At 46.2% G+C, this 15,525-nt stretch carries 13 protein-coding genes and 1 tRNA gene; 12 read left to right on the top strand and 2 right to left on the bottom strand.

The genetic code is table 11. The annotated features are described in order from the left end of the window. Window positions 1-2: 2 nt before the first annotated feature. The 6 genes from mutY to rlmM all read left to right on the top strand — a co-directional run bounded on the left by mutY (window position 3) and on the right by rlmM (window position 4,440). Complete coding sequence (gene mutY / locus BLW68_RS17735) at window positions 3-1,088, top strand: A/G-specific adenine glycosylase (protein ID WP_092796208.1); 1,086 nt, start codon at window positions 3-5, stop codon at window positions 1,086-1,088. After that, window positions 1,085-1,357, top strand: coding sequence for an oxidative damage protection protein (locus BLW68_RS17730; protein ID WP_092796206.1), 273 nt, complete (start codon window positions 1,085-1,087; stop codon window positions 1,355-1,357). The genes mutY and BLW68_RS17730 overlap by 4 nt, the downstream gene beginning before the upstream one ends. A gap of 95 nt (window positions 1,358-1,452) precedes the next feature. Continuing rightward, window positions 1,453-2,388 carry a transcriptional regulator GcvA gene (locus tag BLW68_RS17725; RefSeq protein WP_092796204.1) on the top strand — a complete coding sequence of 312 codons (936 nt, stop codon included), beginning with the start codon at window positions 1,453-1,455 and terminating at the stop codon, window positions 2,386-2,388. Beyond that, on the top strand, window positions 2,369-3,007 hold the full coding sequence (locus BLW68_RS17720) for an alpha/beta family hydrolase (protein ID WP_092796202.1): 639 nt from the start codon (window positions 2,369-2,371) through the stop codon (window positions 3,005-3,007). The genes BLW68_RS17725 and BLW68_RS17720 overlap by 20 nt, the downstream gene beginning before the upstream one ends. Beyond that, complete coding sequence (locus tag BLW68_RS17715) at window positions 2,982-3,356, top strand: DUF423 domain-containing protein (RefSeq protein ID WP_092796200.1); 375 nt, start codon at window positions 2,982-2,984, stop codon at window positions 3,354-3,356. The genes BLW68_RS17720 and BLW68_RS17715 overlap by 26 nt, the downstream gene beginning before the upstream one ends. Window position 3,357: 1 nt before the next feature. Next, window positions 3,358-4,440 carry a 23S rRNA (cytidine(2498)-2'-O)-methyltransferase RlmM gene (gene rlmM / locus BLW68_RS17710; protein WP_092796198.1) on the top strand — a complete coding sequence of 361 codons (1,083 nt, stop codon included), beginning with the start codon at window positions 3,358-3,360 and terminating at the stop codon, window positions 4,438-4,440. A gap of 50 nt (window positions 4,441-4,490) precedes the next feature. On the opposite strand, the gene BLW68_RS17705 is transcribed toward rlmM, so the two are convergent. Further along, window positions 4,491-5,678, bottom strand: a complete 1,188-nt coding sequence (locus BLW68_RS17705) for an endonuclease/exonuclease/phosphatase family protein (protein WP_245728389.1) — start codon at window positions 5,676-5,678, stop codon at window positions 4,491-4,493. A 316-nt stretch (window positions 5,679-5,994) separates the two neighbouring features. On the opposite strand from BLW68_RS17705, the gene BLW68_RS17700 reads away from it, so the two are divergent. From BLW68_RS17700 to BLW68_RS17680, 5 genes are all read left to right on the top strand, one after another. After that, complete coding sequence (locus BLW68_RS17700; RefSeq protein ID WP_092796196.1) at window positions 5,995-9,090, top strand: TonB-dependent receptor; 3,096 nt, start codon at window positions 5,995-5,997, stop codon at window positions 9,088-9,090. A 117-nt stretch (window positions 9,091-9,207) separates the two neighbouring features. Beyond that, window positions 9,208-9,840: a uridine kinase gene (gene udk, locus BLW68_RS17695; RefSeq protein ID WP_092796194.1), complete on the top strand. Its 633-nt coding sequence runs from the start codon at window positions 9,208-9,210 to the stop codon at window positions 9,838-9,840. A 20-nt stretch (window positions 9,841-9,860) separates the two neighbouring features. Then, window positions 9,861-11,069 carry a NupC/NupG family nucleoside CNT transporter gene (locus tag BLW68_RS17690; RefSeq protein WP_092796192.1) on the top strand — a complete coding sequence of 403 codons (1,209 nt, stop codon included), beginning with the start codon at window positions 9,861-9,863 and terminating at the stop codon, window positions 11,067-11,069. 15 nt (window positions 11,070-11,084) lie between these two features. Further along, entirely contained in the window at window positions 11,085-12,035 is a 951-nt protein-coding gene (locus BLW68_RS17685) for an isopenicillin N synthase family dioxygenase (protein ID WP_092796190.1), read from the top strand. A gap of 123 nt (window positions 12,036-12,158) precedes the next feature. Next, window positions 12,159-12,244: transfer RNA gene (locus tag BLW68_RS17680), tRNA-Leu, on the top strand. A gap of 111 nt (window positions 12,245-12,355) precedes the next feature. Here BLW68_RS17680 and BLW68_RS17675 read toward each other — a convergent pair. Beyond that, window positions 12,356-13,822, bottom strand: a complete 1,467-nt coding sequence (locus tag BLW68_RS17675) for a RimK family protein (protein ID WP_092796188.1) — start codon at window positions 13,820-13,822, stop codon at window positions 12,356-12,358. A 152-nt stretch (window positions 13,823-13,974) separates the two neighbouring features. Here BLW68_RS17675 and BLW68_RS17670 point away from each other — a divergent pair, with 152 nt between their 5' ends. Then, window positions 13,975-15,117: a peptidase C39 family protein gene (locus BLW68_RS17670; RefSeq protein ID WP_092796186.1), complete on the top strand. Its 1,143-nt coding sequence runs from the start codon at window positions 13,975-13,977 to the stop codon at window positions 15,115-15,117. Window positions 15,118-15,525: the final 408 nt, after the last annotated feature.

Genomic DNA, 15,525 nt, shown 5'->3' with positions numbered 1-15,525 from the left:
TTATGTTGCAGCAACAGGATGCAGTTTGGTTTTCAAATCAGCTGGTTAGCTGGTATCAGCAGCACGGGCGCAAAACACTGCCCTGGCAGTTGAATAAAAGCCCTTATAAAACCTGGCTCAGTGAAGTGATGCTGCAGCAAACGCAGGTGGCCACGGTAATTCCTTATTTTCAGCGTTTTACCGCGCGCTTTGCCGATATTAATGCTCTGGCGCAGGCGCCGCTTGATGAAGTACTGCATTTATGGACCGGGCTAGGGTATTACGCCAGAGCACGCAACCTGCATAAAGCAGCGCAAATGGTAGCGGCACAGCACAACGGAACATTTCCGACAGAGTTTGCACAGGTGCTGGCATTGCCAGGCGTGGGGCGCTCGACGGCGGGGGCGGTGTTATCTTTAGCGCTAGGGCAGCACTATCCTATTTTGGATGGTAACTGTAAGCGGGTGCTGGCGCGCTTTGCCGCTATATCCGGTTGGCCCGGTGATAAAAAGGTAGAGCAGCAGTTATGGCAGTTGGCAGAGCAGGTAACGCCCGCAGAGACAGTGGCTGAATTTAATCAGGCGATGATGGATCTTGGCGCTACGCTTTGCAGCCGCAGTAAGCCGCGCTGTGTAGAGTGTCCTCTGAAATTAAAGTGCAAAGCTGCACTGGCCGGTGAACAGGCTTTGTACCCTGGCAAAAAAGCGAAGAAAGCTCTGCCGGAAAAACAGAGTTTCTGGTTGTTATTACAGCACGACGATAAAGTGTTGTTGTCGCAGCGCCCGGCGTCTGGCCTGTGGGGCGGATTGTTTGGCTTTATTGAGTTTGCTTCTGCAACAGAGCGTGAGCAATACATCGCATTAAATGCGCTCGATGTTGAAAGCAGGGAAGAGCTGGCAGGCTTTCGCCATACTTTCAGCCATTTTCATTTATGGATCCAGCCACTGCGGGTAACACTACAACATGCCCCTGTGGCAGTGCAGGAGCAATCTGCGCCCACTTGGTTTACAATAAGCACCATTCCTCAAGTTGGTTTGTCGGCTCCGGCAAAACAACTGTTTCAGCAGTTATTGGCTGCAAACCCGGACAAAAAGGACAAACACCTATGAGCCGTACCGTATTTTGCGAGTATTTAAACAAAGAAGCCGCCGGGCTGGATTTTCAGCTGTATCCAGGCGAGCTGGGTAAAAAGATTTTTAACAGTATCAGCAAAGAAGCTTTTGCACTGTGGCAGGCAAAGCAAATTATGCTTATTAATGAAAAAAAACTGAACATGATGAACCCGGAACATCGTCAGTTTTTGGAAGCACAAATGGAAGCCTTCCTATTTAAAGGCGAAGACGTTGAAATTGAGGGCTACAAGCCGGTAGAGAAGTAAACTTAGCTTAGCTCCCCGCTGGCGTCTTGGCGACGACGGCGTTATAATTCGGATTAGAAATTTTAATCATCAGATTTAATAATCTAAGAGACATTATGGCGCGTCGCCTGCCACCGCTTAACGCATTAAAAGCCTTTGAAACGGCCGCCCGCCATTTAAGTTTTACCAAGGCAGCGGAAGAGATGTACGTTACTCAGGCCGCTATCAGCCATCAGATTAAAGCGCTGGAAGATCATCTTGGCCTTAAGCTGTTTATGCGAAAAAACCGCTCTTTACTGCTGACAGAAGAAGGCCAAAGCTATTTTCTGGATATTAAAGAGATTTTTCTGCAACTGCATGAGTCTACTGAAAAGTTGCTGGCGCGTGGGGCTAAAGGCTCGTTAACGGTAAGCCTGCAGCCCAGTTTTGCTATTCAGTGGCTGGTACCCCGGCTTAACCAGTTTAGTGAACAGCACCCCGATATAGATGTACGAATTAAAGCGGTTGATCTGGACGAAGGCTCACTGACAGATGACGTTGACGTGGCGATATATTATGGCCGTGGCACCTGGCGCAATTTGCACGCAGATAAACTGCATACGGAATATTTACTGCCGGTATGTTCACCGTTGCTGCTAAACAGCCCTAAACCCCTGGCAGAACCCACGGATTTGCAATATCACAATTTACTGCATGACGGCTCACGCCGTGCATGGAAGGCCTGGTTTACTACACAGGGCTTTAAACATTTTAATGTCAACCAGGGGCCTATTTTCAGCCACTCTTCCATGGTGTTGCAGGCAGCCATTCATGGCCAGGGCGTAGCGCTGGCGCATAACGTGCTGGCACGGCCAGATATAAACTCCGGCCGCTTAATAGTGCCGTTTAACCATGTACTTATCTCCAAAGATGCTTACTACCTGGTGTGCCGGGAAAGCCAGACTGAGCTTGGTAAAATTACCGCTTTTCGCCAGTGGATGGTATCGATGGTAGAAGCCGAGCAGGCCGCTTTTGCCGAGCAGCAGTTTACTAATGCCGTTGCCCTTGACTAAGGTGCTGATAAATACCGCTGCTGCGGCTAAAGCCCGTTTGTTACTGGCACATGGTGCGGGCGCCGGTGCCGACAGTAGTTTTATGCAACAGCTGGCACAGCAACTGGCAGTTAATAATATAGAGGTTTGGCGCTTTAATTTTGCTTACATGCAGCGCTTTATCGATACGGGTAAACGCAGTTTGCCGGAAAGAATGCCGTTATTAATGCAGCAATTTAACCAGCAAGCCGGTAACTGCCCACCGGATTTACCTTTGTTTATTGGCGGTAAATCGATGGGCGGCCGTGTGGCCAGTATGCTAAGCCAACATAGTAATGTAAAAGCGGTATTTGCCTTTGGCTATCCGTTTCATGCGCCGAAAAAGCTTAGCTGGCGCACTGAGCATTTTACTACTCTGGCTTGCCCGTTATTTATTGCCCAGGGCGAGCGGGACCCTTTTGGTACAACAGCCGAGCTGGTAGACATGCAATGGCCTAAAGTGGATATACACTGGCTGGCAGACGGCGATCACGATTTTAAACCCAGAGTTAAAAGCGGCCTGACCCAGCAACAACTCATTGCTGCAGCCGCACAATTTTGTAGCAGGAACATTGATGAAATACTTTTGGCAGCTAAGTAATAGCGTCACCGCTTTGTATGGTGGCGCAGTAGTGGGTTTAAGTGCTGTGCTGATGCATTTATGGCAAGGACAGCTAAGTGCAGAGGCTATCGCTAAGGTAGTAAGTGCGTTAGCTATGCTGGCATTTCATGCCTTAGCGCTGCTGGCGTTAGGGCAACAGCGTACAGAAGCCAAATTGGTTAAGCTGGTGGCTGTTGTCTGGCACCTGGGGCTGTGGTTTTTTGTCTGGACTATACTGGCAGGGGTGTTTGCACTGCCGTTTTATTATTCACAGCTGGCGCCTATCGGCGGCCAGTTGCTTATTGCTGCCTGGCTGCTGTTTGCCGTAAGTGCCTGGCGGCGGAGTTAACATGAAACAACTATTACTGTACTGCCGCGCCGGTTTTGAAAAAGAATGCGCAGCTGAAATTCAGCATACAGCTGCTTTGCATAATGTGTTTGGTTACTGCAAGTTAACTACGGACAGCGCCTACGTTATTTTTGAAGCTTATGATGCGGACAGCTTAGCGCAGTTTTATCGTGATTATCCGTTTGAGCAGTTTATCTTTATCCGTCAGTGGAGCCTGCTGCTTGCCGATCTGCTTGAATTGCCGCCGGCAGATCGGATAGCGCCGGTAATAGCTGCCGTACTCAGTGCTGAACTAAGTGGTTGTGGTGAAATAAGAGTGGAGTATCCGGAAACAAATGACGGAAAAACGCTATCCACACTGGCGCGTAAACTTACGGTACCGCTGCGCCAGTCATTGCGAAAGGCCGGGGTGTTATTGCCTAAAGAGCTAAAACGCGCACCTGTGCTGCACTTGTTTTTGTTAACTGGTCAGCAGGGTTATGTCGGCTTGTCGTACCCTGAGAACAATAGCCCGCTAGAAAATGGCATTATGCGGCTGAAGTTCCCCAACGAAGCACCAAGCCGCAGTACCCTAAAACTTGAAGAAGCCTTTATTCAGTTTATTCCCAAACATGAGTGGGACAAGCGCTTGTCTGGTGGTATGAATGCGGTAGATCTTGGTGCCAGCCCGGGTGGCTGGACTTATCAGCTGGTAAAACGCAGCATGATGGTAACCGCGATTGATAACGGCCCTATGGCTGAGTCATTAATGGAAACCGGCCAGGTACGGCATTTAATGGTGGACGGTTTTAAGTACGAGCCGCAGAAAAAGAATAACCACTGGCTGGTTTGCGACATGATAGAGCAACCACAAAGGGTGGCAGAGCGCATGGCTGACTGGCTGATCAATGGCTGGTGTCAGGAAACCATTTTCAACCTTAAACTGCCAATGAAAAAGCGCTATGAAACGGTAACAGATATTTTGCAGCAACTTGAACAACGTCTGGTAGAAGCCGGTATCAAATACCGGCTACAGGTTAAACATTTATATCATGACAGAGAAGAAGTTACGGTGCATATACAAAATCTGGTACAACGTTTCTAACCAGCTTCCTGTTAGGCTTCTCGCCATAGTACAGGATACACAGCGCTGAATTAGTCAGCGCTTAATTCTACTGTTACCCATACCAGCCGATGGTCCGAACTGGCGCCGCGTGAACCTATAAGTGGGTACAGTGGATCGGCTTTTACCGGCCAGAATACACCGCTGTCTTTTAACACCAAACCAGCTTTTGACGGCAATACATAGTCGGCCCGCATCCGCCAATCGGCAGTGTGATAAGCCGCTTTTGGGTTATCTGGCGTATGTTCTGCACCGCCTTTGCTGGCTGGCGGCATACTGCTGTTAATGCGCGGGTGTTTATATAGCATGTTAATACCACTATTTAACGCATCGCCTTCGTTATCAGCCGAAGCGTTCTGATCGCCCAGCAGCACAAAGCTGGCGTTTTCTGCTAATCCGCCTTTGAGGCCGTTGTCATCGTAAATATAGCCAGCTTTTTGTGGTGTTAAGTAATCAGCCCACAAACGGATTTCATCGTGGTTGCGAATACCGTTGCGGTTTTCCTCTCCGTCAAATACCGGTGGAGTTGGGTGGCTGGCTAATACATGCACCGTTTTGCCATTAATATTAAGCGGGATATCCCAGTGGCTTTTAGATGAAAGCGGAAACTCGGCCCAGGCCTCTTTGCTGTACCAGGGGCTGCCATCGGCTTTTTGGGTTGGCATAAAACCCGGCATATCTTTCCATTTAAACTGCTGAAAAGTGCGGATCTTGGCGGTATCTATCGGGTATTTAGACAACAGCACCATACCATACTGGCCAGGGTAAAACCCGAAGCCCCAGGCGTCTGCTCCAACACCGGTAGTTTTACCATCGTTGTCTAAATCATAAGGACTGGGTTGGCCGGTATTTACTGTGCTGTAGTAGAAGTAGGGGTAGTTAATGGCCTCAGCTGTGCCTTGCGGTTGGTTCAGGTAGTTTTTAATAAAAGCTTTTATACCTTTATCACTATCGGCGATGTAGTCAAATTCGTTCAACAACAGCACATCGGGACGCACCAACTGGATAATATTAGCGATATTACGAATTTGCGGCTGGTTATCGGTTTGCAGCAATTCTGCCAATACAGCCGGGCTGCCATTCTGGCCTTTAGGTAAGTAATTCTGCGCTTCCATACTGACATTAAAAGTAGCGAAGGTAACTTCGGTGGCGTGCATATTTAAAGAAGCTCCAAGGCTGATTAAGGCACTAAAGCCAAGTGAAGATAAGAATTTTTTCATTAGGTGAAGGTGAGTAAGTCAGACAGGCTTATAGGATAAAGTGATGGCACAATAAAAACCAGTAAATGGATGAAAACACTGAGTAAGTCGGTTTTTTAGCCAATTTCTGCCAGCATAGTGCGCAACTCAGACCAGCTATGTTACACTTATATTGCAACCGCCTATGACAATGAGAGGAACGAAAAGTTCCCATAAATCGGATTGGCGTAAGAAAAGTGTAATATGGTTTAGTTACCATTGTCTCCCAAATTGAAAGCAGCATCTGTATTCAAATGGATTTAGATAAATACCTACAACTACCAGGTGAAAAAACGATATGAAAATTAAAAATATAGCTATTGCTGTCGCGCTCTCTATGGGCATGGCAAACGTTGCGTTTGCTGACACGTCATCAGCAATCCGCGGTGTGATTAACAGTCCGCAAGGCTCTCCTGCTGCTGGTACTAAAATAACGATTTTACACGTACCATCAGGTACCAGCCGTCAGGCTGTTGTAAACGACAGTGGTGTTTTCAATGCTTCTGGTTTGAGAGTGGGTGGCCCATACCGGATTATCGTCGATTCTGATGTATATGCTGATACCGTCATTAATGATGTATACCTGACATTAGGTGAGACTTTCCAATTACAACGTCAGTTAGAAGCATCGAATGTTGAGAGAATTCAGGTCGCAGGTACCGCCATTTCCAGTTTAACCGGTGATACTGGTCCGGCAGCACGCTTTGATAGCTACGCTCTTGAGGTTGCGCCTTCAGTTAACCGCGATATTAAAGATGTAATCCGCACAGATCCTCGTATTTATATCAATGAAACAAACGCCAGTTCTATACAATGTGCCGGCGGCAGCCCACGTTCTAACAGCTTGACTGTTGATGGCGTTCGTATGAACGACAACTTTGGTTTAAATAGCAGTGGTTATCCAACAGAGCGTATTCCATTTTCGTTTGATGCTATAGACCAAGTTGCTGTTGAACTGGCTCCATTTGATGTTAAGTATGGTGGTTTCACCGCCTGTAATATCAATGCAGTTACTAAATCAGGTTCAAACAAAGTTAGTGGTAGCGTTTTTGTTGATTACACCAACGATTCGATGAAAGGCGATAAATTAGAGGGCGACAAGCAGAACCTTGGCTCTTATAACGAAAAACGCTACGGTGTGAATGTTGGCTTCCCGATAGTACAAGATAAGTTATTTGCTTTTTTTGCGTATGAAAAGCTAGAAGGTTCAGAAATATTCGATTATGCACCGCTAGCGAACGGCCGTGTAACACAAGCTCAGATAGACGAAATTATTTCAATTTCAAAAGATATTTATAATTATGATCCTGGTTCTGCAGTTCCTAGCATGCCAGTTAAAGACGAAAAGATATTGTTGAAGGTTGACTGGAACATCAATGATCTGCACCGGTTGAATTTCTTATATAACTATAATGATGGTTATGCGATAGCGCAATCTGATGCTGGTTCTGATCGTTTATCATTATCGAATCACTTCTATGAGCGTGGTGCTGAGCTCAATGCTTACGTTACTTCTTTGTACTCAGACTGGACGCCAGATTTTTCTACTGAAGTTCGCCTTGGTTACTCAGAGTTGCGGAATCGTCAGCTATCCATAGACGCGGCAAGCGGCTTTGGTGAAGTGCAGATCCTTGGTGTGAATGGCACCACTATATATCTGGGCCCGGATGACTCACGCCAGTCTAACGTTTTAAATTACGATAACCTGTCTTTCAAATTGGCGGGTACCTATTATCTGGACGATCATGAACTGTATTTTGGTTATGAGTACGAGAACTTAGATGTTTTTAACTTATTCGTACAAAACAGTGTTGGTCAGTACCGTTTTGCTAATATCGACGCATTCAGAAATGGCTTAGCAAGAGCTTATTACGGTAATGCTTCATCGCATAATCCGAATGATGCTGCTGGTGAATTTAAATATAATATTCATACGGTTTATGCACAGGATAAATATCGTTTACCTAATGCAGACGTGACTATTACAGCAGGTTTGCGCTATGACTGGTACACCAGTGACAGCGTACCTACTTATAATGCTAATTTTGAAAACCGCTACGGTTATTCTAACCAGCAAAATCTGGATGGCAAAAGTCTGTTGCAACCTCGTTTAGGTATTAACTGGGTTGCCACTGAGCAGCTTGAAATTCGTGGTGGTGCGGGCCTCTACTCTGGCGGTAATCCGAATGTTTGGATATCAAATAGTTACTCCAATGACGGTATTCGAAATATTCAGGTTAACCGGACGAATATGCAACTGTTAGGGCCTAATGCTGTAGCCCTGATTGGTGAAGGTCGCCCTGGTTATGATATACCTCAAGCGTTGTATGATGCGGTTGGTTCTGGAACAGCCGACTCTAGCACTAACGTAACCGATCCGGATTTTAAAATACCATCTGAGTGGAAGTATGCTTTAGGCGGTACTTACAGCTTCGATAGCGGTTATGTAGTGTCAGCCGATTTATTACATAGCAGAAAGAAAAATTCAGCAATTATCAAAGATCTGTCGTTGGACCAAACCGGTACTGCGCCAGATGGGCGGCCGGTATATACGTCCAGACGAGGTTCAAATAATGACTTCCTGTTAACGAACCGCAAAGATAACGATGCCCGTTCTACTGTATTCTCATTATCAGGCACTAAGTCTTTTGATAACGGTGTAGATGTTGCATTGGCCTATGCTTACACTGATGCTAAAGATGTGCACCCTATGAACAGTTCGGTGGCATTTTCTAATTACCATTTTGTTTCTGCTTCAGATACTGAAAACTTAGCTTTAGCAACATCTGACTATGAGATCCCTCATCGTTTTACTCTGAATTTAACTTATGCTCATGAGTTTTTTGCAGGTTACGAAACTCGTTTCAGCTTGTTCGGTCAGGTTGTGAAAAGCAATTCATATGGCTATACCTTTGACCGCTCAAGTTCAGGTTTAGGTTTTAACGATGCAAGTCGCCAGTTGCTGTATGTTCCAACATTAAATGATAGCAGAGTAGTATTTGCAACTAAGCCAGACGGTCAGGGGACCTATGAGGCTGATTTTAATGCTTGGGTTAGTGAGCAAGGGCTTGAAGGGTACCGCGGAAGCATCATGCCACGAAACGCTCTTAGCGGTAGCTGGTGGAATAAGTTCGATATTCGTGTTGAGCAACAGTTCCCGGGCTTTACTCCAGAGCATAAAGGTAGCGTTTACTTTGTGATGGAGAACGTTGGTAATTTCCTGAACGATGACTGGGGTATTGTCAAAGAAGGTAGTTCACAGACGTCAGCTGTTACCACCAGTGTTAATGCTAATGGCCAATATGTGTATACTTTCAACCAGCCAACAGCTGAAAACCGCCGTATCGAACCTTCTCTGTGGGAAGTTCGGGTTGGTTTAAGCTATAAATTCTGATTTGTTTAATAAATAGTAAAGTAAAAATGCCAGTCGCCCGACTGGCATTTTTTTATTCCTTAATCAGCGCTTTTTAGCGATAATCAGCAGCTTATTTCTGCAAAAGTGAACGTGTCAGTGGGAAAAAATACTATTATCGCAATTGCCGGTGCTTCCGCATCAGGTAAAAGCCTTTTTGCTTCAACGGTATATCAGGAACTGGTGGCTGAATTAGGCGGTGAGCGTATCGCTATTTTGTCGGAAGATGCCTACTATCGTGATCAGAGCCATTTGTCGTTTGAACAGCGCACGTTAACTAATTATGACCACCCTGCAGCTTTTGAACATGAATTATTGGCTGCGCATTTACGCGCGTTGCGTGCCGGTAAAGCCATACAAATGCCGCAATACAGTTACAAAAACCATACCCGTACTGATGAAACCATAGCGGTGCAACCGGCGAAAGTGATTCTGGTTGAAGGAATTTTGCTGCTGACTGATGAGCAGTTAAGAGAGCAGTTTGATATTACCGTATTTATGGATACGCCGCTGGATGTCTGCCTGCTACGGCGTATAAAGCGTGATTTAGAAGACCGCGGCCGCAGTTTAAGCTCGGTAACTGAGCAATATGAAAACTCGGTACGACCAGCTTTTTTTGAATTTATCGCACCTTCCAAGCAACATGCCGATCTGGTGGTGACCCGTGGCGGTAAAAACCAGATTGCTATCGATATAATAAAAGCAAAAATTCGCCAGTTGCTGGCTGAATAATATTAATCAGGGAATAAAGTATGATGGGATTAGTGGGCATTGTTGCCCTGTTACTGGTGGCGTATGCGGCTTCTGCCAATCGTAACCGTATTAACTGGCGTACCGTGGGCGGCGCTTTTGCTATTCAGTTGGCAATAGGCGCCTTTGTATTGTATGTGCCTTTTGGTCAGGACGTGCTGTATAACATTTCGCAGGTAGTAGCGAATGTGATTGGTTATGCCAATGCCGGTATTCAATTTCTGTTTGGTGATTTAGGCAGGTTCTCGCAAGGCTTTATTTTCGCTATCCATGTACTGACTATCATTATCTTCTTCTCATCATTAATTGCCGTGCTGTATCACATTGGGATTATGACTTGGGTTATTCGTATTATTGGTGGCGGCTTGCAAAAGCTGCTTGGCACCAGCCGGCCGGAGTCTATGTCGGCTGCAGCAAACATCTTTGTTGGCCAAACCGAAGCGCCGTTAATAGTACGGCCTTTTATCCCTACCATGACCCGCTCGGAACTGTTTGCCGTTATGGTTGGTGGCTTAGCTTCTGTGGCTGGCTCGGTACTGGCCGGCTATGCCGGTTTGGGCATTGAACTTAAATACCTGATTGCCGCCAGTTTTATGGCCGCACCGGGCGGTTTTTTAATGGCAAAGTTGATTTTGCCCGAAACCGAGCAGCCGAAAAACGAGCTAACTGAGATCAGTGCGGATAAGCCACACACTAATGTAATTGATGCCGCTGCCGCGGGGGCCTCCAGTGGTATGCAACTGGCGCTGAATGTCGGTGCTATGCTGCTGGCCTTTGTCGGTTTAATCGCTTTGGTTAACGGCATAGTAGGTGGCATTGGTGGTTGGTTTGGTATGGACAACCTGACTCTGCAACTTATTTTCGGTTATGTATTTCAGCCGCTGGCATTTATCCTTGGCGTATCCTGGGATGAAGCCCGGATGGCCGGGAGTTTTATTGGCCAAAAACTTGTAATCAATGAATTTGTCGCATACCTCGACTTTGTGCAGGTGAAAGAACAGTTAAGCGCCCATACTCAAGTGATAGTAACTATTGCACTGTGTGGTTTTGCTAACTTTTCTTCCATTGCTATTTTATTAGGTGGCTTGGGCGGTATGGCTCCGGGGCGCCGGGCTGATATTGCGGAGTTGGGTTTAAAAGCCCTGCTTGCAGCAACATTGGCCAACTTAATGAGCGCTGCTATTGCAGGGTTCTTTTTTTCCTTAGGCTAAAAACAGGTCTTTTATATGACACAGCAAGTTCCAACGTTAGATATAAGACGGTTTGCCACCGACAAAGATAACTTTGTTGCCGAAATTGGCAAGGCCTACACTGAGTTTGGATTCTGCGGCATTAGTGGCCATGGTATTCCGGATGAAGTGGTAGCAAATACTTACACAGCAATTAAGCAGTTTTTTGCTTTACCGAATGAGGTTAAGGCGAAATACCATAAGCCGGGCCAGGGCGGGGCACGCGGTTATACTGCTATTGGCGTTGAAAAAGCTAAAGACTCTAATCACCCTGATTTAAAAGAGTTCTGGCATGTTGGCCGTGAGCTGGATGGCCCTCCGCCGCATCCAAGCTTATATCCTAACGTTTGGCCAACTGAGGTTGAGGGTTTTAAGAAAGCTACTTATACACTTTATAGCGAGCTAGAAAAGCTTGGCAATACCGTGTTGGAAGCACTGGCTTTGTTTTTGCATCAAGAGCAAAGTTACTTTGCTGATAAAGTAAACTACGGTAACTCTATTTTGCGGCCTATCCATTATCCGCCGATTAAAGATACCAGCACTCAGTCTATCCGCGCCGGTCAGCATGAAGATATTAATCTTATTACCTTGCTGGTGGGATCTAATGAAGCCGGCTTGGAAATTCTGCGCCGTGATGGCAGCTGGCTGCCGGTTACTACTATTGAAGGCACTATAGTGGTAAATATTGGTGATATGTTGCAACGACTGACTAATCATGTACTGCCGTCTACTACGCACAGGGTGGTTAACCCGGCAGGTTTGGCAGCAGGTGAGCCGCGCTATTCAATTCCGTTTTTTATGCACCCGAACCCGGATTACGTAATAAAAACGCTGGATAGCTGTATCAGTGCCGACAGACCCAATCGTTACCCCGAGCCAATTAACTCTAACGACTACTTAATGCAACGTTTAGAAGAGATTGGTTTGCTGAAAAAGGCTAAATACTAAGCTTCTTGCTTAGTATTTGTCCGAACGATGCAAAACGATAGAAATTGTGTGTTTTCATAGTTGACTGGTTTTATAAAGTCGCTATACTGCACGCCATGTTAAGCGCTGAGCGTGAAACATAACGCAGATGTGGTGGAATTGGTAGACACGCAAGCTTCAGGTGTTTGTGCCCACAAGGCGTGAGAGTTCGAGTCTCTCCATCTGCACCAAATCAACCGGCCCAGGCCGGTTTTTTTGTGCCTGTAATCCATGCAGGCATCCCTTCGGGACCAGCCTTCGGCTGTCCAAAAGCGCTCCAGGCGCTTTTGTGCATTAAAATTTTACCGTTTTAATTCGATGCGGCGGATAAAGTCCTCTACAATCATGTCGTACAGTTTATTGCCCAGAAACAAATCTTCTACGCCATCGTCAATATTCGGGTTATCGTTTACTTCTATCACGTAAACTTTATCGCCATCTTGTTTTATATCTACGCCGTATAAGCTATCGCCGATAGGGGCGCAGGCGCGGATAGCGGCATCCAATACATGCGCCGGTACTTCAGTAATGGCACAGGTGCTAAAGCCGCCGCTTTCAGTTTTTGCCTTACCATGCTTATAAATTTGCCAGTGGTTGCGGGCCATAAAATACTTACAGGCAAAAATGGCCATGCCGTTTAACACCCCAATACGCCAATCATATTCGGTAAAGGTATAACGCTGAGCCAGAATAATAGCGCTTTGCTCAAACAGGGCGCTCAGCTGTGAGCGTAACTCGGTCAGGGTTTTTACTTTCACCACCCCGCGGGAAAAGCTGCCATCAGGGATTTTCAGCACCAGTGGTAAGCCCAACGTATCGGCTGCGCGCTCTAAGTTATCTTCATCCTGCTTAAACAACATAATGCCACCCGGCATCGGCACTTTGTGCTGTTCGAACAACGTTTGCAGATACACCTTATTGCCACAGCGCAATATCGAGTTAGGGTCATCAATTACCGCCAGGCCCTCGCGTTCGGCTTTTAGCGCCATATGGAAAGTATGATGGTTTACACCGGTAGTTTCGCGAATAAACAGGCCATCAAATTCTGCCAGCCGGTGAATATCTCTGGCGCCTATCTGCTCGGTGTCCATAGCGGCTTTTTTGGCCGCTTTACTAAACAGTTCCAGCGATTTTGGCGTGCAGGGCGGAAACTTCTCTTTCGGGTCAACTAATACTGCCAGATCATATTTATATTTACGGTTGGTCGGTTCTACCCGCCAGATCTTGTGGCTGTAGCGCTCTAATGTATTGCCAAATATGCTTTGCTCTTGTTCGTTCAGTTTATGTACGCTGCCAATTTTTAATGTCTTTACCTGCCAGTTGGTTTTCTTTTGCAGCTCAACGCGCAGTATCGGCACTGCAAAAGCGTCAAATAGATAGCTTGCCACCTTCTTTAAGGCTTTGTGCTCAGTCTCGCCAAAGTAAATATTAAAAATCAGCTGAGTGCTGGTTTCATCAACCAGCGCCTTGTTCAGTTGGCTAAGAATTGTGCCGGGGATCTCTTCTGCAATATCGGCTATTTCGTGGCGATTAAATTTATTAAATGCGCGCACTGAAGGCACCACATGGTGGCTGCGAGCTTCTGCCAACAATGAACAGTAATAGCCTGTACCTAAATATTGCGCCTGGCGGCATAAATTAATTACGCGAGTACGTTGTTTATTTTTAACAGACCATTTCAGATAGGCCGGTAGCGTCATTACGCCATCGTACTGATGAAATGGCGCCCAATCCTGTGCTTTGTCTACTACGATAATCAGCTTGGCCATTGCCACTCCTGTAATTTTGCTAAAGCATGTCGTGATGTCAGATAAAAAGACTGCGAAGAAAATTGCATCACAACAGTTAAATTTCTTGTTTGCTTTTCATTTGTTTAGCTGGTGTTATCCTAAACTTAGTTAAAAATTGGCCAAAGGCAACAATGACTTTAGTAACAGCATTAAGCAGCTGCTCGCCGGTTCTGACATGCAGAAGTGCAACTGCCAAAGATATTTCAGCTCTGATGGCATTAGAGCAGAAGTGTTTTACAACTGACCGTATCAGTTTACGCAGTTTCAAGCGTTTTATCGCCGATAACCGCAACGACTTACTGGTGGCAGAGCAGGCTGGCCAGCTAGCGGGATATTTTCTGCTTATATATAGAAGAGGCACCAGCCTGGCTCGGCTCTATTCGCTAGCGGTAGAACCTGCTTATCGCAAGCAGGGAGTAGCTGAGTTTCTTATGCTAAATGCGGAAAAAACCGCAGCGGCCAGGCGTTGTGTTTTGCTGCGCTTGGAGGTGCGCTATGATAATGCTGCTGCGATTAAGTTATACCAGAAACTTAATTATCATGAATTTGCCATTAAGCATGACTTCTACGAAGACCACTCTGACGCTATTTGCATGCAAAAACAGATTATTCAGTTTGATAGTGCCTCTCTAAGCCGCCAAGTACCTTATATTCCGCAAACTACTCCTTTTACTTGTGGCCCGGCTTGCTTACTGATGGCGTTTAATTACTTTCAACCTGGCAAGTTTGATCCAGCCTCGCTGGAAATAGATATCTGGCGTGAGGCGACAACGATTTTTATGACCTCGGGTCATGGCGGTTGTGGCCCCAGGGGGTTGGCATTAGCTGCTCACAGCCGGGGGTTTGCGGTTGAGATTTTCCTGAATAAAGAGGGACCGTTATTTACTGACACTGTGCGCAGCGAAGTAAAAAAAGCGATTTTGCAGCGGGTACACGATTCATACCGGCAAAAGGTTGAGCAAAGTGGCATTGTGTTACATCGCTCTGAGCCTGGTATCAGCAAGATAAAACAGTTACTGCAGGATGGCGCTTTGTTGGTCGTATTAATAAGCACCTGGCAGTTTGATAAAAGCAAAGCGCCGCACTGGGTGGTGGTATGTGCTGTGGATGAACACTTTGTCTATATTAATGATCCCGATACTGAAGATATCCCCTGGCTGTCGGCAGCCGAGCGGCAGTACATCCCGGTAGAGCACAGCGTGTTTATGAAAGCTTTTAGTTATGGCAAAAATCGGCTTAAGGCTGCGGTAGTTATCAGGGAGGTCAAAAAGTAGCGCATTTTGTTTGCTTTTATACCGCTTTGTGCAATTTTTCTGCGAACGATCTTAAAAGTACAAGTTTTCTTAAATAACCGCTTGCAGGTATTCTAAAAGGCCCTATAATGCGCGCCATGCCACGGGGTGCTGCAGTTTGGGTGTCTCAGGTGAGTTAAGACGGTTCGCAAAAATCTTTCAAAAAGACGCTTGACAGGCCCGCTTAAATCACTAAAATGGCGCCCTCGCTTCACGGTGGTGTTTAACGCGGTGAAATGAGTAAAGAAGTCTGGTGTGACGATGAGTTTTTAAATGAAGAATCATCGTCACGCTTGACTTAAAAACTGGGAAGTGTAACATACGCCTCCCGCTTTGAGAGTTCAAAGCACGCTCTTTAACAATTCGCAATCAATCATCTGTGTGGGCACT

Origin of the sequence: Rheinheimera pacifica, assembly GCF_900108485.1 — a bacterium.
GTDB classification, from domain to species: Bacteria; Pseudomonadota; Gammaproteobacteria; order Enterobacterales; family Alteromonadaceae; genus Alishewanella; species Alishewanella pacifica.
The sequence above is the reverse complement of the archived record's forward strand: the minus strand, read 5'-3'. Positions and strand labels throughout refer to the sequence as shown.

Excerpts from the sequence above, each read along its gene's own strand:
- mutY (WP_092796208.1), top strand. The coding sequence starts at position 3 with ATGTTGCAGCAACAGGATGCAGTTTGGTTTTCAAATCAGCTGGTTAGC.
- BLW68_RS17730 (WP_092796206.1), top strand. The coding sequence starts at position 1,085 with ATGAGCCGTACCGTATTTTGCGAGTATTTAAACAAAGAAGCCGCCGGG.
- BLW68_RS17725 (WP_092796204.1), top strand. The coding sequence starts at position 1,453 with ATGGCGCGTCGCCTGCCACCGCTTAACGCATTAAAAGCCTTTGAAACG.
- BLW68_RS17720 (WP_092796202.1), top strand. The coding sequence starts at position 2,369 with ATGCCGTTGCCCTTGACTAAGGTGCTGATAAATACCGCTGCTGCGGCT.
- BLW68_RS17715 (WP_092796200.1), top strand. The coding sequence starts at position 2,982 with ATGAAATACTTTTGGCAGCTAAGTAATAGCGTCACCGCTTTGTATGGT.
- rlmM (WP_092796198.1), top strand. The coding sequence starts at position 3,358 with ATGAAACAACTATTACTGTACTGCCGCGCCGGTTTTGAAAAAGAATGC.
- BLW68_RS17705 (WP_245728389.1), bottom strand. The coding sequence starts at position 5,678 with ATGAAAAAATTCTTATCTTCACTTGGCTTTAGTGCCTTAATCAGCCTT.
- BLW68_RS17700 (WP_092796196.1), top strand. The coding sequence starts at position 5,995 with ATGAAAATTAAAAATATAGCTATTGCTGTCGCGCTCTCTATGGGCATG.
- BLW68_RS17690 (WP_092796192.1), top strand. The coding sequence starts at position 9,861 with ATGATGGGATTAGTGGGCATTGTTGCCCTGTTACTGGTGGCGTATGCG.
- BLW68_RS17685 (WP_092796190.1), top strand. The coding sequence starts at position 11,085 with ATGACACAGCAAGTTCCAACGTTAGATATAAGACGGTTTGCCACCGAC.
- BLW68_RS17675 (WP_092796188.1), bottom strand. The coding sequence starts at position 13,822 with ATGGCCAAGCTGATTATCGTAGTAGACAAAGCACAGGATTGGGCGCCA.
- BLW68_RS17670 (WP_092796186.1), top strand. The coding sequence starts at position 13,975 with ATGACTTTAGTAACAGCATTAAGCAGCTGCTCGCCGGTTCTGACATGC.